At 39.1% G+C, this 20,619-nt stretch carries 19 protein-coding genes; all 19 read right to left on the bottom strand.

Features of this window, described 5'->3' with window-relative positions:
* Positions 1–6 precede the first annotated feature (6 nt).
* The 19 genes from ACOB80_RS01695 to ACOB80_RS01605 all read right to left on the bottom strand — a co-directional run bounded on the left by ACOB80_RS01695 (position 7) and on the right by ACOB80_RS01605 (position 20,609).
* Positions 7–1,263, bottom strand: coding sequence for an oligosaccharide flippase family protein (locus ACOB80_RS01695; protein ID WP_473164066.1), 1,257 nt, complete (start codon positions 1,261–1,263; stop codon positions 7–9).
* A gap of 172 nt (positions 1,264–1,435) precedes the next feature.
* Entirely contained in the window at positions 1,436–3,151 is a 1,716-nt protein-coding gene (locus tag ACOB80_RS01690) for a Slr4 family S-layer protein (protein WP_473164065.1), read from the bottom strand.
* Between the two features lie 472 nt (positions 3,152–3,623).
* Positions 3,624–5,678 (bottom strand): secretin GspD/PilQ domain-containing protein, encoded by a 2,055-nt coding sequence (locus tag ACOB80_RS01685; RefSeq protein WP_473164064.1) that lies wholly within the window; start codon positions 5,676–5,678, stop codon positions 3,624–3,626.
* Positions 5,679–5,684: 6 nt separating this feature from the next.
* Positions 5,685–6,233 carry a hypothetical protein gene (locus tag ACOB80_RS01680; RefSeq protein WP_473164063.1) on the bottom strand — a complete coding sequence of 183 codons (549 nt, stop codon included), beginning with the start codon at positions 6,231–6,233 and terminating at the stop codon, positions 5,685–5,687.
* Between the two features lie 22 nt (positions 6,234–6,255).
* Positions 6,256–6,819, bottom strand: coding sequence for a hypothetical protein (locus ACOB80_RS01675; protein ID WP_473164062.1), 564 nt, complete (start codon positions 6,817–6,819; stop codon positions 6,256–6,258).
* A complete protein-coding gene (locus ACOB80_RS01670) occupies positions 6,816–8,030 on the bottom strand; it encodes a hypothetical protein (protein WP_473164061.1) in 1,215 nt (404 codons plus the stop codon). Before ACOB80_RS01670 ends, ACOB80_RS01675 begins: the two co-directional genes overlap by 4 nt.
* 230 nt (positions 8,031–8,260) lie before the next feature.
* On the bottom strand, positions 8,261–9,169 hold the full coding sequence (locus ACOB80_RS01665; protein WP_473164060.1) for a hypothetical protein: 909 nt from the start codon (positions 9,167–9,169) through the stop codon (positions 8,261–8,263).
* Between the two features lie 52 nt (positions 9,170–9,221).
* Positions 9,222–9,908, bottom strand: a complete 687-nt coding sequence (locus ACOB80_RS01660; protein WP_473164059.1) for a PulJ/GspJ family protein — start codon at positions 9,906–9,908, stop codon at positions 9,222–9,224.
* Positions 9,905–10,357 (bottom strand): type IV pilus modification PilV family protein, encoded by a 453-nt coding sequence (locus ACOB80_RS01655; protein WP_473164058.1) that lies wholly within the window; start codon positions 10,355–10,357, stop codon positions 9,905–9,907. Before ACOB80_RS01655 ends, ACOB80_RS01660 begins: the two co-directional genes overlap by 4 nt.
* Positions 10,358–10,825: a pilus assembly FimT family protein gene (locus ACOB80_RS01650; protein WP_473164057.1), complete on the bottom strand. Its 468-nt coding sequence runs from the start codon at positions 10,823–10,825 to the stop codon at positions 10,358–10,360. It lies immediately after the preceding gene.
* On the bottom strand, positions 10,825–12,027 hold the full coding sequence (locus tag ACOB80_RS01645) for a type II secretion system F family protein (protein WP_473164056.1): 1,203 nt from the start codon (positions 12,025–12,027) through the stop codon (positions 10,825–10,827). The genes ACOB80_RS01650 and ACOB80_RS01645 overlap by 1 nt, the downstream gene beginning before the upstream one ends.
* The gene (locus tag ACOB80_RS01640; RefSeq protein WP_473164055.1) at positions 12,027–13,691 is read right to left on the bottom strand and encodes a GspE/PulE family protein; all 1,665 of its coding nucleotides are present in this window, start codon (positions 13,689–13,691) and stop codon (positions 12,027–12,029) included. The genes ACOB80_RS01645 and ACOB80_RS01640 overlap by 1 nt, the downstream gene beginning before the upstream one ends.
* Entirely contained in the window at positions 13,691–14,086 is a 396-nt protein-coding gene (gspG, locus tag ACOB80_RS01635) for a type II secretion system major pseudopilin GspG (RefSeq protein WP_473164054.1), read from the bottom strand. The genes ACOB80_RS01640 and gspG overlap by 1 nt, the downstream gene beginning before the upstream one ends.
* Before the next feature lie 136 nt (positions 14,087–14,222).
* On the bottom strand, positions 14,223–16,970 hold the full coding sequence (locus ACOB80_RS01630; protein WP_473164053.1) for an SLBB domain-containing protein: 2,748 nt from the start codon (positions 16,968–16,970) through the stop codon (positions 14,223–14,225).
* 14 nt (positions 16,971–16,984) lie between these two features.
* Complete coding sequence (locus ACOB80_RS01625) at positions 16,985–17,770, bottom strand: MlaA family lipoprotein (protein ID WP_473164052.1); 786 nt, start codon at positions 17,768–17,770, stop codon at positions 16,985–16,987.
* A 154-nt stretch (positions 17,771–17,924) separates the two neighbouring features.
* The gene (locus ACOB80_RS01620; RefSeq protein ID WP_473164051.1) at positions 17,925–18,311 is read right to left on the bottom strand and encodes a DUF2802 domain-containing protein; all 387 of its coding nucleotides are present in this window, start codon (positions 18,309–18,311) and stop codon (positions 17,925–17,927) included.
* Between the two features lie 131 nt (positions 18,312–18,442).
* Entirely contained in the window at positions 18,443–18,937 is a 495-nt protein-coding gene (locus tag ACOB80_RS01615) for a chemotaxis protein CheW (RefSeq protein ID WP_473164050.1), read from the bottom strand.
* A gap of 82 nt (positions 18,938–19,019) precedes the next feature.
* Positions 19,020–19,823 (bottom strand): chemotaxis protein CheW, encoded by an 804-nt coding sequence (locus ACOB80_RS01610; RefSeq protein WP_473164049.1) that lies wholly within the window; start codon positions 19,821–19,823, stop codon positions 19,020–19,022.
* Between the two features lie 3 nt (positions 19,824–19,826).
* On the bottom strand, positions 19,827–20,609 hold the full coding sequence (locus ACOB80_RS01605; RefSeq protein ID WP_473164048.1) for a ParA family protein: 783 nt from the start codon (positions 20,607–20,609) through the stop codon (positions 19,827–19,829).
* Positions 20,610–20,619 lie beyond the last annotated feature (10 nt).

The raw sequence follows: 20,619 nt of genomic DNA, 5'->3' as shown, positions 1-20,619 counted from the left end.
AACAACTTAGTTTCCTACAAGGCGATTTCGACACGAGATAAATGCCAAAGAAATGATAACAATATTGTGTAGTACACTAACGCAAACAAACGCAATTAAGGTTACTTCTACACTTTGAACGATTGCCGCTCCCCAATATAAAGAAAATATTCTTAAAGGTAACGAAATCAAATTAACAAATAGCGCAACGCGTTGCTTCTCTAGTGCCATTATCGCTTTTAAGCTAGGGGCATTAATAAAAATGAAAAATGTCCATAAGCAAAGGTAGCGCGCATACTCACCAGCCGTTTGCCAGTCTTCACCAAATACCAATGAAAACAGCCAAGGGCCAAAGAGAAGAATAACTAAAACAGGGAAAATACCTAAGCCTGCCATGACTAAAGTTGACTTTTTAAGCTGCTGATAGAGGTCTGTAAACTTTTCTTCATTCACGAGATCAGCAAAGGCTTTAAAAGAAACTTCGCCAACAGCTTTACCAAGCAATAAAGTAGGCAGCGATAGTATTGAGCGACTTAGGGTATAAAAGCCCGCTGCCGATGCGCCAAACGCTGCTGCTAAGGTTAGAACGGGAACACTTTGAGAAGCAGCATTTAAAAAGGCTTGAGGCATTTGATATTTAGGAAACTGAACGTTGTCTTGTATCACTTGTTTAATGGAAACATTAGCATTTTTGGCAAGGAACCGTTGTTTTTTATTAAGTGACCAATAAAGGTACGCCGATTGTATTGCCGGAGTTGATACCGTACAAGCCACCAAAGCGCCGCCAGTGGGTGCTACTACCCCCATAATCAACTTGGCAAAGTTAAGAGAAAGTGACTGAATAACAGTAGCGACAGACTTAACTTTAAATTCAGCTAACCTTATAGACCACTGTTCACCAATTTGAACAAATACCGCCAAAATTATCGCTAGCGGTAAAAAGTAAAAAGTACTTTCGACAGAAAGCAACGTAAAAATACTACTCGTGCTATCAAGTGCAAACATCAAAAGAGTAAACATCAGGGTAAAAATAATGCCAATCTTAATGCAAGCGCTTGTAATTGCTTGCGCATCTTGATGCTCCTTTGCTAACACAATCGCTTGTGGCAAGGTTAAAGCACCTATAGGCATAAACACGCTAGCTAGTGCTACAAAGCTACCTAATTGCCCGATAGACGAAGGGTCGTAAAGCCTAGTTATAATGGGTAAAGAAAGGAAAATAGCAACCTGTGCGCCAAGGTTCCCTTTTAAAAGCGTCACAATAGCACTGACATGCTTACTCACGATAATAATCCAAACAATAATTTAACAATACATAAAACAGATAAGTTAACCCAACAAAACCGTTAACTTAACATGAGCAAACCAATAACGCGGCAAATAATACAAGGATTAAAAAATTAACTCAAAAAAAAAGCGACCCTAAGGTCGCTTTTTCTAAACTAAATCGCTTGGATTAGTCACAAGTAACAGTTACGTCAGTAGTCTCTGTAATTGTACCGTCGTTGTTAACAACAGAAGTAGCAGTACAATCAGCAGTCTCGTAAGCGTCGCTTAGAAGTGCCATACGACCGCCAGACTCTAAGTTAGAGTAACCAGTGATCTTGATGTCGTCTTCTGGAGCAGTTGTAGTGAACGTGATGCTTAAAGAAGCAGCTTCAGTTAAACCAAGAGCTGTGTAAACATCTTCTTGACTGATTTTAACTAAAGACTCAGCAGTAGCTGCTTGAGCGATAGTACCAGAGAAAGAAGAACCGTCACGGCCAATAGCAGTTACTAAGATATCACCTTCTTGGTCGCCAGAGTTAGCAAGTTCGAAGTTAGTTGTGATGTGAGTGTAACCAATTGGTGCGTATGGGAACGTGATTTCAGAACCGTTTAAGCCCCAAGTGAATGCGTCAGAGAACATAGATGCACCACCTAATAGGTAGAAATCATCAGTATCTGCTTCTGCAGGAGTTACCATTACAGATAAACCAACAGTACGCGTTTCAAGGTTTGTAGTACCGTCAACAGTTACAGTGATTGTGCTGCTATCGATACCAGTACCTGCTAACATACCGTCATCATCGAATGCACCTGAATCAACGTTACCGCCACCAGAGCTATCTAAGTCGATTAGGTCTACTGAATCAACACCAGCAGTGTTGCCATTAATAGCAAACTCAACTGTAGCTGTTTGAGCGTCGATACCTAAGTCGATAGTCGCATCGTCAGCTACTGTGAAAGAGAAAGTACCAGTAGTTGCTTGTGAAGCTACAGTATCAACGAAGAATAAACGGTCTTGCTCTACGTCAATCGTGTCATTAACTACGTTAGCAGTTACAGTGAACTGGTTAGCAGTAGTTACAAGTGTTTCAGCGCCAGCGCGTGGAGCAAGTAGTTCAACACCTGTGTCATCTTTTGCTTCAGGCATAGAAACTGTTAAGTCACCAGCACCGATAGTTGCTTTAGTGAAGTTAGTTACGATTTCAGCAGTACCGTTACCGTCAGAATCTTCAAATACTAGTACGTCGTCTGCTGTAAGGTCATTTACAGTGATCTTGAATAATGCCCAAGTGTAGTCGCCATTCTCGTCAGCTTCGAAGTCAACTAAGTCAGCAGCAGTAGATACAGCAGCTGGAACAACATTTGACATGATGTTAGTGTTTAAGCCTTTGATGCTTGCAACAGTTGTAGCAAAATCAGTGTCGTAAGTTTCTGCATTGATTGCAGCAATTGCAGCAGTACCGTCAACAGTACCATCTGCAGCTACAGCAGCGTTAATAGCACCAATAGCAGCAGCTTTTAAGTTAGCTAAATCAGCAGCAGTATCAGCTGGCGCTTCTTCAGTTACACCATCAACAGCGTCATCAATCGCAGTTTGAATAGTTGCGTTATCTGCGTGAACAGCAAATGTATCGATAGTGTATAGTTCAAGACCAGTGTTTGCAGAGATTGCGCCACCCGCGAATTGGAACTTTAACGTGTTGTTAATACCTAAAGCGATACCTGGCTTGTAAGCAATACCGATACCAGCAGCATCTAAGTCACCTTGTAACGCAGAACCAGTGTATGCGTTTAAGTATTCGTTACCTACTTTGTAAGCAACACCTGATACTACGATTTCACCGGCTAACGCTGAACCCGTTGCAGCTGCTAGTGCTGCTGCCATCAATGTTTTTTTGAACATTTCAAATCCTTAATTTTTCATGAAAATGAATTTTATTATAAATTTTAGTTATTATTTAGCTAAGTAATAACTAAATAAAAGTCATTATTTAACGTTAAAAGACTTTAACACCATAGTGGATATACCGCTAAAATGCCAAATCTTGGAACAATTTAATCAACTCCGTCAAAGGTGTCAACATCTATTTCAGTAATTAATTCAGTATGTTTAGTTAAAAATTAAGCAGTTAGTCAATTTAGATTAAAGTCGCCTAATCAATTTACGTATCTAAATTACTTCCACCCAGCTCTAAATGCAAACAAAAAACCAACAATTAACTAACAAAAACAAATACTTAAAAAAGCACAAATTAAAAAACAAAAATTATTTTATTACCTGTCTTCACATTAAACATGAACGGCGGTCAACTTGACTGAATTTATTTTTTCACCTTTTTAAGTATCAATTATTATTTCAAATCAACGTTACGATTTTATAACGAGAGATATTTTAAATTTTCTTTAAACGACTCCGTTAAGTCCTGCCATTGCTCAGTGTTATCTATCACTCGAGGCGTCACTAACATGATAAGTTCAGTTCTATTGCTACTATCACCTGTAGATTTGAACAAATTCCCTAAAACAGGGATGTCCGCTGCCCAAGGAGTTTTCTTATCACTGGTATTGACGTTTTCGCTAATTAGACCACCAAGAATAATCGTTTGCCCTGATTGAGCAACAACTTCGGTTTTCAAAGAGCGCTCAAATATATTTGGGTTACCGCCTGCTCCGCTGGTATCTGGCACTTCATTAGATATTTTTTGGTCAATCTCCATAATAACGATACCACGTGCATTTATTGTCGGAGTCACAGAGACATCAACACCTGTTTTTCTATATTCGGCTTTGGTGGTTTGCCTGTCACCATTAATAGGGTCTTCGGTCGTTTGTCCAATAACTGAAATATCAGAACCGACATTAATGTTCGCTGCTACACCATCACGCACCAATAAAGAAGGATTAGACAGCACCTTTATCAGCGAATTGGTTTGGATAAAGTTAGCAGCTAATTCTCCGTCTGCGCCGTCGAGTTTCAAACCGAAGCCGCCAATCCCTGGTACGCCAAAAGCATCCTTAGTACCAAAGGTTACCTCGCCTTGAGTTAACGCCCATTCAACACCGTGTTTAAACTCATCTGTTAGATTAACCTCTGCAATAGTAACCTCAAGCATCACCTGGCGAGGCAGTACATCTAGTTTCTTTATCAACGGTAGAATTGCTTGATACTCATTGCCTGACGTGTAGAAAATGATGGCGTTTGCTCTTTCATCTACAACTAGTTTCATTTGTTCATTCTGAACACCTGCTCTTCTCTTAGCAGAAGGAGCTGCACCAGTCGAATTAGAACCTGCGGCAGAACTACCAGTAAAAGATCCTCCTAAGAGTTCAGATAAGCTCTGGCCTAGATCATTAGCTCTTGCATACTGGGGGTGGTACATAAAATACTGCTTGGTCACGCTTTGCAAAGGCTGGTCTATAACTTTTGCCCAATACCTAACGCGATCTAGTAGCGACTTATCAGCAGCAAATACAGCAACAGCGCCGATTTGCTCTATAGGCACCATAACAATATTTTTAGAACCTGCGGTATTAGTCGCAATTGGTATACCTTCGTTTTCCATTAATTGCGTTATTTGCTCAGTAAATGATTCGCTGTCCATATAAGTGAGATCAATAAGCCCAATATTTTTACCTCTATTTGCAGGAGCATCTAGTAGATGGATGAACTCCAAAGCACGTAAAATATCATCTCTTTTCCCCTGCAAGAATAACGCACTCAATGACGCATCATTAGAAATTTGAACTCCCACAAGCTGTCTTAACGCTTTTTCAATGCTAACTTTTACACCATATTTTAACGGAACTATTTGCAATATATCTTGGCTGGTGGTTGGTACATCCTCTAACTCACGTCCTACAGCGGTAACGACATTTTTTGCGCGCTTATTGTTCTTTTTCGGCTTGTGAATAAAATACAAGCCATCGTTATAATTAATCGTAACCTCTTGTTCTACAAGTAGGTCATTAACCAAAGTCATTAAACGCTTAGGGCTAATTTTTTCTTGGATATTTAATGTAATATTTTCTTTTTCAGGTTCAACACTCTTATCGATAATGTAATTAACCTTTAGTAATTCCCCCATAGCATAGTGGAGAAAATTATTTAATGGCATTTCATTAACAGAAATTTGCAAACTTGGTTCAGAAGAAAACGGTGCCGATAGTAACTCTGATTTCCTTATGTTTACAGATGAATGAGGTAAAGGTACTAAATCGCTCGGATTAGAAATTGCGATATTAGTTAAAGCGCCTTGATCCACATTAATGCTCTCACCCTGAGGGGTCAATTGGCCACCTTTCAAATAAGATGTTTGTATTTTATATGATGGATCAGAGACATCTGTTTTTTTGCTTTCCCCTGTCGAAGCACAGCCACTGACAATGAGTAGTAGACCAATGGCAGGAAAAAATTTAACTGTGTTTTTCATATTTAATTACTTTTCGCTTAAGGCCGATGTGGCATACAAATAGAGGTTTATTACATTACGACCTTTAATAATGACTTTATTATTTAGGACTTGTTCAATGGTATAACCATTTAGCGTTTCGTTTTCTTTCACCTTTACCAACTTCTGCTCGTTGGTATTCAATTCTTTTTCTAACAAAATCGCAAATTTTTCGCTGTGGTCAAACACACCAACTAACTTATAGTGTTTATCTTCGACGAAAAGCTCGACTAAGTCGCCCTTTTGGTTCAGTTGTTCTTCTTTCGACATCCCAATATTTGCCTGCTGCTTATCAGCTTTATCTGTTGAAAAATTAGCTAATCTAGCCAAAATTTTTTCAGCAACCTCTGGCTCCAGGTCCTGTTGTTCCATTTCAGCAACCAGATTTAATTGCCAGTTAGCTTTTCCAGAATCTGCAGGTGGCGTAAGCCTTTGGTTTACGTCAAAAGCAATTAACAATATAGCCAACAACCAAAAAGGCACAAAACGCCTAGAAAAAAACTCTGAAACGTTAACGCTGTCGAAAACTGAACTCATATATTTTTTATCAATCCTATACTTACGAATTATCGGTACTTGATTTACTGTCGCGATTAAAAAATACCAGTGTCAAATTACCAGAGCTAGTTCCTAATGAATCTTCTTTCATTTTGCGAATAACAATAGATAGCTCTGGCAAAGTATAAAATGCTTCTAACTGGCCAAGAGCCACATTAAGCTTTGCAAAATCTACCGTATCTGCACTGTAAGACACTTTTGCTTGATACTGGCTTACGTCTCCAGGGACCTTATTACCCCATCTAAAGTTTTTAATACGTACATCGTGGGCTTCAAAGATAGCCTCTACTTGTTTTTGGATATTTAATTTCAGCTTGTTTTCTGAGGGCTCATTAGTAAACGCGGCAATATTTTGATTTTTCAATTGCTTCAGTTTACTGACCTGCTCTGTCAATACTGGTACACGAGCAACCACAGCTTCGGTTTTTACAATTTGTTTTTTCTTATCGGCAATATCACTGACTAGCTCGTTTTGCCAATCAAAAATAGGCACCACAATAAAGCGTGCCACAAGCAATGTAGCTAGAATACCAATTAGCAACTTTTGATTGTTATCTTTTTTCATTCAGTTTCTCTAATATTTTGAGTACTTGCTACACTTGATGATTTTTCAGCACTTTCTCTAATAGTATGCTCCATAGGCTTATCAGCTAATGAAAATGAGATAGTAAATTGCTCTTTACCTCTACTTTGTCGTACAGGTTTTGAAAAGCTGGGTGATATAACGATTGGATGGTCAGATAATTTCTCGAGGATAAAGGTCGACTTTACGCCATTATTAGCACTTCCTTGAATAGTAACTAACTTATTTTTGAAAGTCACAGATCTTATTGTTGCGCCATAACCAATTACATCAAGTACAACGGGCCAAATATTCCAAACAGGTTTTTTCTCAGTAAAAAAGCGGCTAACATTTTCATAGTCTGTAACTAAGCTTTGGTACTCTTTTTGTAATGAAAGTGCTTGATTCACGTCACCACTTTGACTGGCTAACTGAGCCTCCAATCGATAATCAGTTACCACCAAATATAAACTTGTTAACGACAGATACAAGGTAAAAACACCCGCAGACAGAATAGCAAAAGGCTTCCAAGATATTGCTTTGGTTTTTGATACGTTAGGTTTAACAAAGAATTGCCAATACAAAGGCAATGTGAGTTTTTGAAAGCCAGTAAGGAGTAACTGACAAAACTTGTCTAGTTCATTTACTTGAATAGCGTGTTCAGATAAAGAAGCGGGAGACGCTGTAGAGAGCAGAAAAACATCCAAATTACTTATCTGTGGGCTTCTAATTCCGGAAAACAAACCTTTCGGCGATTTAGCTAAAAACCACTGCTTAATTCCGGTATTTATTTCTGCGCTAAATTCAGCGTTTTCTATGCTAGCCGAAATAAGAATCGACTCAGGTAAAACAAAAAGCGGCTTCTTAGAAAGCTTTTCCAACGCCAACGGAGTTATATACCAAAAAGTAACACGATGCGTTTGCTCGTCTACCCTCTCTATGCGATTAAAACTCAATCCTTGATATGGTGAATTTGCCTGTTCAAATTTAACGGCCTTCTTTACTTCTTGCAAATTCGCAATTGGATAGTCTTTGCTGGTTTCAAAGTAATGCTCTCGCCCTAATATAACAACTTTAATACGTTCACGTTGTTCATCGCTACTTTGTTCAATGGTGATAGAGCCGGCTTCTTCTTTGAAACTATATAAATGGTCAGATAAATAACCACCTAACTTAAGTAGCGAAGATTTAACTAATGAGGAAGAACTAGACATATAATTAATTTAATTCTCTAAAGCCTTTGTATTTTCATACGAGCTTTAATTTCTAATAACTCTCGTTTTATAAGAGATTAATGTTAAGGAGGAAAATTATACACGACCAACAGTCTATTGGAAGCTTAAGCTATTGCATATTCCTTTTATTGGAAATTTGTGCACTAATTTGTAAAAGAAGTTGTCCAAATCGATAAACAAAAGCCAAGGATAATCGGTGGCGTATATAACTAGTAGTGAGCATATATAATTAGCGCGTCAGATTTATATGGTTCAACAATAAACTCCAACGTTTCTTGCATCAAAATGTCTCCACTAGATATCGCTATATCTAGCTTTATTAACCTAGGCGCATAAAATATTAGTAACTCTTCTGGAAACTCACCAGATAACAACTCTAGAACAACTTGTTGATTTAAATTGCCTAATGCACGCATATCTCGAAGTTGGCTATATTTTTCAGGCGTCAGAAGTAACTTCAATAATGAATCTGGCGCATTAGTTATATTAAAGCCAGTGACAGGATACAAGGATGCCATTGATTTTAGTTGCTGCAACCCTTCAAGCTCCTGTGGCCAAAAGTAGTCAACTTCGTGCGTTAGTTGAATAGGCAGATTTCGGTAGACCTGTCCATTATCAAGTTCGCTAGGCTCTAGCTGACCAATTTGCCAAGAATCTTTGTCTTTATCCTGCCAGTCTTTTAACTCGCCTATAAATTGACTCGATTGAAAAGGAGACATACCTAAGTTTTCAAGTACAGGTTTCCAAAAAGGCCAATCAACATATCGCCAGTTCAACAGCCCTGATATATCTTGAATAGCAATACTGACCTTTGTTTCCCCCTCGGACTCCAGAATTATGGGTTCTCCATAATAATTCCATGGTTGCGAATTTGGGAAGAAGGTCTCTTTAATATTTTCATTATTGGTGGTTAATAAAACAAAAAGAACTTTTTGCTGAACGGAATTCAACAGCAATTTGGCTTTTGCCCTGTCTTCAAGCGCTCTAGCAGTTTCAACTTGATAGCGAGCAGTATAGGTAAAAGACAGTGCCAGTAAAGTGATAATGGCACTGATAAGCAACACTTGAATAAGCGCAACACCACTTTGCTTTTTGATCTGTGCGAGTTTCATGCTCATTTTTATACTACTGTTCACTTATATACTGTGGCTGGGCTTGATTCGAATTAATCTACTCTGAACGATTAGACGTTAACATATTAGGATAAGGTTGCAGAAGCTGTATCAACAAAGAATGGTTCTTCTCCTCAATTTGATAACTAAAAGAGACTCTAAGCGGCTGTAAGTTTTTTTCTATACTATTGTAATTGTCATACCATTCAGGCGTCGGTAAAACTAAAGACATACCATCCTTAGCTTCATGATAGTCACTTTTTGAATCCCAACCAAAATAATTAAATTCAGCAGAGGGGAGTTGATTAAATAACTCTAAAGAATATTCAAAGTCTATTGGCTCGCCTAATTTAATGAGTAGCTCTTTAGACAATGATGCTTCTTCATAGATCAAGCGAAACGATAAATCAGGGTTCTGTATAAGTTGAATGCGCATTACCGCTGCATTACCTGGTTCAAATAGAGATTTGGCTGTTACCGCAACAAATCCATTTTGGTTACCTTCAAAGAAATACTTGGGTTCGTTTGATTCATTGATAACAACGTAGGGCTTAATTGTCCTTAGAGATTCCTGTACAAGGATCATTTGTTTAGTGGCTTCTACCGTTTGATTAAAGTGCCCTAAGCGACCATTCCATCGCTGACTAAAGAAAGAATAAGCGGTTGAAGAGATAACTAACACCATAGTCAGTAATGTCATGGACACTAATACTTCAATTAAAGTAAAGCCTTGATTGTTTTTCACCAACTTAACTCGCTATATTCAAACGTTCTTGAAGAAGTGCCTTTTTGCACATCAAGCGTCACTTGCCACAATTTATAAGTATTAGGCCCCGTTTCGATAGTTTTTAATTCGGGATCTAACCTAGGAGTCGCTTGTTGACTATATTGAACAACAGCCGTCCATGTATATTGAACTTCGCCCAACTGACCATTTCCTGTTAATTGACCTTGAGCAACATCTTGTTTGCCGGCATCTTGAATGCCAAGTTTTATGTATTCGCGAATATTGTCGACGTAAGTCGAAAAAATAAGTGCTCGTTCTGCTTTATGGCTTGATACCATTGCACTACGGTAGACCATAGTTACGGTAGTTATAACAAAAAACAAAATAAAGGCTGCGACCAGAACTTCAATTAAGGTAAAGCCTTTTACACTATGAATTGGACGTGTTGGTAAAATTAATCTGTTCATTTAACTTTTTACTAACTCCGCCAACGCTAGTACCTTTTCTTTACCGTTCTGCACTAGCTTGATTTCACTCGCACTAGCAAAGCCACTGGCATTGAACGTTAGCTCTTGTGGCTCGAATTGCAAATATTGGTAGTCGAAAGAGAAGACATTCAAGTTAACATCAGCCCCCATCGCTTTAAAAAGTGCGCCATCATTAGGCAACAAAACTGTCGCAATAGCTTTGTTTTCTTGAAGTTCTACTTTAATACTTGTGCCTGAAGTGAACGACTTTATGCCGGCCTTTCTTAATGCATTACAAAATGCGAGATACTCGGATTGGGCTTGAGCTTTATCAACAGTATTAATAGCGATCGGTGATACTAAAGCAATCATAGTCATCATAATGGTAATGACGACGAGCAACTCTATAAGTGTCACGCCTTTTTGACTAGATATTACCTTAGCTTTTGAGTCGACCGCTTTTTTCATTAGAAGCCAACATCGTTAACCGCTAATATACTTAAAAGCATGGTGACAACAACACTACCAACGATACCGCCCATGGTTAATATCAGCAAAGGTTCTAAAACTGAAGTCATCGCATTAGTCCAGTTCTCAAACTCTTTGCGAGAACGTTTAGTAATCTCTTCAAAAACAGGGGTTAATTTACCACTTTCTTCCCCTACTTCTAAAAGTGAAAGAAAAAAATCAGGGTAAATTGGACTTCTAGACAAGGAGCTAGTTAAGGCTTCCCCTTTTTTTATCCGCTCTTTAGAAGCAACTAGAGAATGTTGAATAGATTTATTTTTCACACTGCCTATTGCCAGTTCAAGTGCCTTATCGATAGAAATCCCGCCTTCTAGCATCATTGATAGAGCCGAATTAAATCTAATTCGTTCAACAATGAGTACCGCATTCTTAGCTGGGGATTTTAAGATAAGCTCGTCAATAGCTCTTCTTAAGTTTGGTTTTTTAAATGCTTGCACAAGCCCAAAGATTAGCGCAGCTATGGCTAACACTAAAAACCATTGATACGATTGCATCCAGTTACTTACACCAAGTAAGATTTCTGTGTATACCGGCAGTTCAGGTAAACCTTCAAATAGGCCGCTCATTTGCGGCACGATGTAATTAAAGATAAACGCAACACAAAGAATACATACAGTAAGAATAACCAGCGGGTAAGTTAATGCTTGTACAACTTTACTTTTCAATTCACTGCGAAATTTCAAATCTTCCGAGAGCTTTTCAAAAACTTCGGGCAAGTTACCACTAGCTTCACCTAGCCTCACTAAATTTATATATAAAGGGTCAAATGTTTCTTCGTGCTCTTGCATAGCATTAGACAAGGTTTCACCACCTTTAACCGCGGAATATAACTTAGCGAGCACTTCAGCAATCACGCCTTGGTTTTTGTTCTTATGCAAGATTTGCAGGCTTTTATCTATCTTGACACCGTTGTTAAGCAAAATAGCGAGCTCAGAAGTAATGAACTCCAACTCTTCTAGCGATACTGTTTTACGTTGAAACAGGGAAATACTTTTTGAAGCATCATTTTGTTGTTTAAGTGATGTAACGATGAGCTTTTGTTGCTGAAGCTCTAGTTTCGCACTCTCTATCGAACTCGCTTCAATCAACCCACTGACTTTACCACCGTGGTTATCGTAAGCTTGATAGATAAAACTAGCCATTAGCCACAAACCCTAATGACTTCGTCAATCGTTGTCAGGCCATTCATCGCTTTTAATAGCCCATCTTCAAGTAATGTTCGTCCACCTTGTTCTAAATTGTGAGCTTTCGCTTTCTGAATGAAGTTTTCATCTTTAGGTAAAGCGCGTATCTGATCATCACTACGCAAATACTCCACCACAGCCATACGCCCTTTATAACCTGTATGACCACATTCGTCACAGCCATTGGCTTTTAGTAGAGAAATTTCTTCGATGCCAAATCTAGTCGCGAGATTATCTAACCCATATTTATCAATTTGTTCAGCTATTGAGTCGTCGGCTATTGCACAGTGACTGCATACTTTCCGAGCGAGGCGCTGTGCGACAATAGAAACTAGGGCGGCATTTAATAAAAACTCTTCAACACCTAAATCTAATAGTCGTGTGTAGGCACTTGGGGCATCATTAGTATGAACGGTGCTAAAAACGAGGTGACCTGTCAGTGCAGATTGCATGGCGATACGAGCAGTTTCCGCATCTCGAATCTCACCGATCATGATCACGTCAGGATCTTGTCGAACGATGCTTCGCAGACCTGCGGCAAAATCAAAGCCAATCTCTGAGTTTACTTGCACTTGATTAACACCATCGAGTTGATATTCAACAGGGTCTTCCAACGTAATTATTTTTACATCATCGCCATTTAATTCATTTAAATAGGTATAAAGCGTAGTTGTTTTACCACTACCCGTTGGCCCCGTAAGTAAGATAACACCTGCTGTGTGTTGCAAATCTTCTTTAACTTTAGATTCTAAGTCGTTTGAAAGACCCAAAACACTCATATCATACTTAACAGAATCTTTACGAAGGAATCGCATTACAACACTTTCACCTTCGTTTAGAGGGAGAGATGATACACGGATATCAAGCTCGATATTTGAAATTTTCATTTCAATCTTGCCGTCTTGAGGACGCCTCTTCTCCGCAATATCCATATTTGAGAGGATTTTTAAGCGAGAGATGATTGCCAATTGCAGACGTGCTGGTACTTTTTCAATTTCTTGTAGGACACCATCTATTCTAAATCTAACTCGATATCGCCCCAATTGCGGCTCGATATGCATATCTGATGCACCAAGCCTAAGTGCTCTACTGATAAGTGAGTTAAGCAGGTTTACAGTAGGCGCCTCACTAGCTAGTTCTCTTAATTTGTCTTCTTCAATATCAGAAAGAAGCGACAAATCTGAAACGTCACTTCCCCCTCGCCTGTGATCAACCTTATTCATTAGCTGATCAAAGTCACTGTCTGTCGCAACAAAGTAACGATAGTTAGGAGTGACTGTTTGAATATATTGAATGACGTCCCAACTAAGCGGAGCACAAGTTACATATGAAAAGCAATCGCCTTCAACCTTGTACGGTAGCCAGCCATGTGATTTAAGAAATTCTGTATTGATTTGCTCGTTAATTGGCAATTCAAATGTATCTTGCTCTTCCGTAATATCAAATTGCTCGACGCCCAAAACGCGACAATATAAAGACGTTAAAGACTCTTCAGGCAAGCTGCCCATATTAACAAGAAGTCGCTCTAATGAGCCACCGTATTTATTTTGGTAGGCTTTAGCTTTAGCGATATCCTCGTTAGGAACCTCTAAATCTAACAGCACCTGCTCTAACTTCTGCATTACTGGTGAACCAAATCTTCGCTATCATCCGAGCCACCAGCTTTGCCATCTTTACCGTAGCTCATTAATACGAAAGGTTCACCGTTCGGACCAGGTGATTGATATATATAGGCGTTGCCCCAAGGATCTTCAGGAATAGCTTTAGGAATATAAGGGCCATCCCAATTCTTTTTCGTTGATTGCAACAACTCTGAAAGGTTTACCGGATAATCGCCAACATCTAATCTGTAGGTATCAAGAGACGTTTGTAGCATTTGCATTTGTGCAGCAGCTGCTTTTCTTTTTGATGAATCGACTTTAGAGAACATTTGAGGTGCCACTAACGACATCAATAACCCTAAAATTACAATTACAATTAATAGCTCTATTAACGTAAAACCTTGCTTTTTCTTCATACTTATATCCACTAAATAAAAACAAACGAAAGTCTAACAACACCAAAATTTCTTGTCGACTATGTTAAATGAGAAAGAATACGCCTTCTTTTAGGAGATTTCGATGTTGGAGTTCTCCTCCAACATCGTTTGTTTACTAAATCCCTGCAATCGCGGCAATAGCCACTGCTGCTTGATAAATAATTTGAGTACCTGTCGCCCAAAGCGTTAAGTTGTTCATGTAATCAGCATCTAATGGAACAACGACTGTGTCGCCTGGCTTTAACTCCATTTGCGTAGATGAGTCAAACCAGCTGCCATTAGAGGGTACGAACACCGCACCATTTGCTCTGATAACATAGATACGGTCTGAATCAGCTTGTTGCTTGACGCCCCCGCTTAAGTTTATGTAGTCGAATGAATCTAAACCACTTTGAAATACATGAGACGTTGCTACCTGAACTTGGCCAATAACGTTAATTGAGTTTTGTTTAGTAGGCACGTGAATAACATCACCGTCTTCAAGCAAAACATCTTCACCACCGTTATTTTCGATATTTGCTATATCAACGACCAGCCGCCCTACAGGCTTCACTTTTGTCAGGTCACTCAACAACATTTTTGCTTGAGAGTAGTCAACTACATTAGCACTATTATTTTGAGCCAACGTTTTCGAAGCAATTTCCATTCGAAGACTATCGGCTACCTTTACTAAGTTTTGCTGTTCTAGTCTCTTCAACTTTTCGCGAGTAAAAATAGAGCCATCTACATAAGCAAACTCAGTAAAGCCGCCAACACGCTCAATAAGTTCCCCTAAAGTTTCTCCGCGTCGAATAATGTACTCACCAGGGAATTTGAACTCTCCTCGCAATGTAACAACATGATTTTCCTGCCATGACGGCAAAGTCAAAATATTCAATCTGTCTTTGCTTTTTAAGGAAAAATTAGCAAACTCAGCACCGGCAAGCGCTTTAGATAAATTAATATCAATTGATTCTTTAAACGCTTGTTCATTACTTTTTTTATTACGAGTAACTTCTGCTTTTTCTAAATAAGCAGACTCTAATAACCCACCTGAAGCGCTCACAAGCTTTTTAATCGACATACTATCGGCTAGAGGGTAAATTCCTGGGTACTTCACTGCGCCAACCACTTCAACGAGATCTATCGGTAAACCCGCTGCTGCTTGTAACTTCAACTTTTCGATAACAGGCATTAGCATGCGCTTTCTTGAATACGGGTGTAAATCTACAAAAGCATTATTTTGCTGCGTCACTTCAGCGGTAATGTCTTGAAGTGATTCATCAGTTAATTCCCCAGAAGATAAGTTATCTGTAGAATTTAGTGGTTTATTCACATTGTAGTATTGCCAAAACTTTTGCTCATGAAAGGCATCTCGCGCACTCTGGCGTTGCTGCTCGTATAACTCTTCCTGTGTATACGCAAGATTTTCAATTCTATCTAAGTCTTGTTCTTTCGTCGTATAAACAGAGAAAAACAGAACTTTATCTTTTGGTTGCAACAAGTAATTATCAGAAGCGCTAGCATCGGTGATGATATCGATAAAATTAAATTGTAATACCTTAATATTTCGAGCTTTGTCTTTCTCTCTAATAATAATTCCGTACGCTAAATCGGCATCAGGCAATAAGTGGCTGTGCACAGAAGGGACAATATCAGATATTCTTATACCTTCATACCATTGGTACATACCTGGTCGAGAAACAGCACCAACCAAAGTAATTGCCTCTGTTACATACTTAGAGGCCTCTCTAATTGTGATCTTGTCGCCTGACTTAATTTTTCGTTTTAAGGTGTCTTTATTATTTAAATTTAAATTTTCAACTGTTTTTAGGTTTTCATCATTGAAGCGTTCAATACTACTTGCTTCAAGGAAAGCTCCTGGTAAAAGACCACCAGCTAGCTTAATAACATCTCCAATTGTCTCTTGATTACTTAACTCATAAATTGCAGGACGCTTAATTAGGCCTTTAATTTCAACTTGATCTCCTACTGGCCCCACTAAAATAACATCGCCAGAGCGCAAAGAGGCATCAGAGGTGGTATCGCCATTAACGAGTAAATCATATAAATCTACTTGTTGAACCAGCTTTCCGCCGCGCTTTAGCTGTATATTCCGTAGCGAGCCTATATCACTAATTCCACCAGCAGCAATAAGTGCATGCGTGACAGTTGATAATGAGTTTAATAAATATTGTCCCGGTCGGTAAGCATCACCTAATACAAATACGCGTATAGAGCGCAAACTTTCCAGTGTAATATAAACCTCAACACCAATGACCTTTTTATTTATTTCATTAGCGATGACTTTTTTGGCTTCCAAAAAAGTCATGCCAGTTAAACTAATAACCCCTAATTTAGGTAAAACTATGTTCCCTTGTCGATTAACTTCGATTGAATGAGTTAAGTTCTCTTTCCCGTACAACCTAACGTTTATTACATCACCTGCACCTAACATATAATCGTCAGGAACTTGGGTATCCATTGAAGGGGCAAATGTATTTGGCTGATTTGCGAAAATATCATAGCCAAATGGTTTGATTGAGTTATCCGTCACCTCTTGATCTAACTCAAGCACAGTGCCTTCAATCACATTGTTATTTTCATCAAACTGAGACCCACGAGGATATAGTTGTTGTAATTCTTGATTTGAAAGTTGTTGCCTTGCTGAAGAACTATTGTTTAGCTGACTAGAAATCAGGTTATAATCAACCCCCATTGAACGCGCGAGCGCTTTTTGTTGACTAGGAGATAAACGCTTAAATTGCTCAAGTTGTTGCGGTGTTATATTGCTAGGAATATTAGCAGCGTTTAGCGTCAACGAAACTGCAGCAATCGCAAGCAATGCCGAAATTCGGCGTATACATTTCACTTTATTAAACATAGTCACTTACTTTATTATTCTTCAATATCTTCTAATTCGTCCATAAACGCTTCCAACTCTTCTTCATCTTCGTCAGAAGTTTCAATTGGCGGGTTTCCGTCATAGACTTTAAAACGCATATTTTGAAAGTACGCATTTTTTACAAATTCATAGCTATCGGTTGAATCGTTAATCAATTGTTCTTGATCGGCTATCTGTGAGCGCGTTTCTAGAGCCATTACACCCACTCGAAACACATTCGGCCAAAAATCAATGACAGCTAACGGCCAATAATACTTGTCTACGTAGTCACCAACCTCTTCTCTAACCGAGGTAGGCCCCATAGCAGGTATAACGAGGTAAGGGCCGTCACCAACACCGTAGCTACCTAATACTTCGCCAAACTCTTCTTGATCGCGTGTCCAGCCAAAGTCGCTTGCAGGGTCGAAAATCCCTAACAAGCCAATCGTAGAGTTAAGAACAAAACGGCCGGTAGATTTTGCTGCATTTGCAAACTTGCCTTGTAAGAGGTGGTTTATAATTGTCGATGGCTCATTTAAGTTCATTGCTGCGTTGTATAGGCCTAAACGAACATCTTCATGGACATAATCTACATACGCTTCTGATGTCGGCTTCAGTACGTATTGGTCGGCATATTCCCATGTAAATGTCCAAAATGGTCGGTTAATTGACTCAAGCGGGTCTTTTGGATCAGACACACTACCTTCGCTACTAGGTGTTGAAGAGCAACCGATGCTCGACACTACGATGAGAGCACAACCAAGTTGTTTAAAAAAAATAGATACTCTTTTTGAGAACAAAGCTATCTTTCCTTGACCAATAAATCAGATAAAATTTTGCCGACAAGTCTAACATGCAAGTATCGACAGGTGTAGCTTAGAAGACCGCAAAGGCCGAGAAAAGTTTATAAAAATTGTAAGATTTAGAAAATTACTTGCGGATTAGAGACAGATATTAGTTTGCTCTCGACTTTTTAGCATGCATCGACAACAAAATTTCAACTTCTGCTAATGGCAATTGGCATTCTCGAACTATTTCGTCTTTATCGGCGCCTAACTGCACCATTTTCTGAGCCCTAGAATACAGCTTATCTTCTGGTTGCATGTTGGCAAGCTTTTCAGCGGACTCAGATAGCGACTTTATCTGTTGCTGCATCTGTTTTGTTCTGTGGATAAGTTGCTCTGTAACCTGCTCTTGTTCGCGCTGCCAATCCTTTAATTGCTGGCTGTCTTCACCACGTAATTGCTCTAAGTGAGCAACTTGGTGTTGAAACTCTTCACTGACAAGATTGGTCGCTTCTGTTTGTGCTGACAGCTGTTTGAGCTTGGAGGACAGCTTCATTACCAACCATAATAGGAACATCACTAGAATAACTAGCAACATCAAAATCACTGATATAATGATGGGATTAATAGCCTGCATAAATAGACGCGAATTTACACCGCTTTATAAATCAAGCGGTGTAATCAACATTAGAACTGTTTTAGTTCATCCCACTCATCGTCGCTGAGTAGCTTGTTCAAATCAACTAAAATAAGTAACTCACCTTCGCGATTAGAAACACCTTGAATAAACTTAGCGCTTTCCTCGTTTCCTACGTTTGGTGCAATGTCAATTTCAGAAGCTCGTAGATAAACAACTTCGGCAACACTGTCTACAAGAATACCAATCACTTGCTTTTCTGCTTCAATAATTACGATACGCGTATTTTCAGTAACCTCAGATGGCACTAAACCAAATCTAGAGCGAGTATCAATTACCGTGACAACATTACCACGCAAGTTGATAATACCTAATACATAAGAAGGAGCGCCAGGTACCGGTGCAATTTCTGTGTAGCGCAATACTTCTTGCACTTGCATTACATTGATACCGTAAGTTTCGCTATCAAGCTTAAACGTTACCCACTGGAGGACTTCATCGTTTGCATCGACATTTTCATTTGCATTGCGTCTTTCGTCAGACATACAGCTAGCCTCTTAGTTAATTTTTCCAAACCCTTTAATAATGATAGGGTTGCATTGTAAAATCATCAATGTTGTAACAACATTAACTTAAATGATTGATGTCAGCACCTTCGTTTAGCATAGCGATTAACGCGTCTACGTCCATCAAGGCACACATTCTATCTTTAACTAAACCCGCCAGCCACGGACGTGATTTAGATTGCGATACCCATTTCACATCATCTTGAGATAAGGTAACAGTATCAATTAAGTTTTCAGCCATCAATCCCCATGAACTGTTATTTAACATAATAACATATTGATATTCTAAAGAAGATAGTAGCTTTTCATTGCACTTGTCAGGCATTACCCACAGAGCAGTATCGACCGTATTAATCTTTTCTTCCCGGTGCAGCATTACCCCTTTGAACCAAGGCGGTTTACCCATCAGTGGCGTTATAGTTTCCACATTATGTATACCACCAAGTTCAATCAATGGCACAGCAATTTGTAGTCCGGCTACGTCAAAAAACATTGCCTGAAAACTGCTGTCGCGATAAGCCTTAGTTTGTTTTGGCTTAGCAGCGTGAAGGCTTTTTGCCGTAGATATTTTTTCGCTAACTTGTTTAACTTGCTGATTTTCTACAGCGACTTTCTTTTCAGGTGGCGCATAAAACGTTTGTTCTTTTTGCGCTTCTGAGCGAGCAGACGTTATGGATTCTTTGACTTCTGTCTGCTGAGTAACGCTGGCTTGTTGTAGAAGCTTATTAAGCTTCTCTTGTTTTTCATCAAGAGCAGGCGGTTGTTCCTGGACGCCAGAATTATCTTCCACGCTTTCTTCAGTGAGAAGCTCAGAGAGATAATTTTGCATTAATTTTTTGCTAGCAGGCAATGAAGTTTTTCCCATCCGTTACAACTCCTTATTCTCAGCTTCTAATTCAAGCAAACGATCAAGTAAGTTGCGATATGCAAATACGCCTCGACTAGAGGTAGCAAAGTCTGAAGGGACTTTCTGAGCTAAACTAGCATTTCTAAAATTAGTATCGATTGGTACAACACCTTGCCACACCTTGTCTCCATATAGCTCTAACAATTTACGATAAGCCAATAAAGACGCTTTGGTCCGTTTATCAAACATGGTGGGAATTATCGTGTAAGTAAAAGGTTTATTTTGCTCGCCTTGCATTATTTCGAGTGTTTTCATCATGCGATCTAAACCTTTTAATGCTAAAAACTCAGTTTGAACTGGAATAACGATTCGGCTAGACGCTGCAAGTGCATTCACCATCAACACACCGAGTACCGGAGGGCAATCCATCAAAACAAAATCATACTCGCCTTCTAATTGGGCAATAGCCTTTTTAAGTACAAGCCCCATTCCCCCTTTAGCGCCTAAAGATCTATCTAAAGTAGCAAGCCCCATAGTCGCAGGTAGAATATCGATATTTGGATATTGTGTAGGGCACAAGCTTTGCATTATCTGTTCTTTGGTCGACACCTGAACAAAAAGATCATAAACACTTAAGTCTAAGTCTTCAGATTCAATACCAAAATAATAGCTTAAAGATGCGTGAGGATCCGTATCTACCAATAAGACGCGATTACCTCGCTCAGCAAGCAAACCTCCAAGCGCAATGGTCGATGTTGTTTTACCTACGCCACCTTTTTGATTTGCAATTGTCCAAACGATCACATGAGCACCT

The sequence above is a fragment of the Thalassotalea coralli genome, assembly GCF_055786205.1.
Note: the sequence above shows the minus strand (reverse complement) of the source record. Positions and strands in the feature narration are given on the sequence as shown.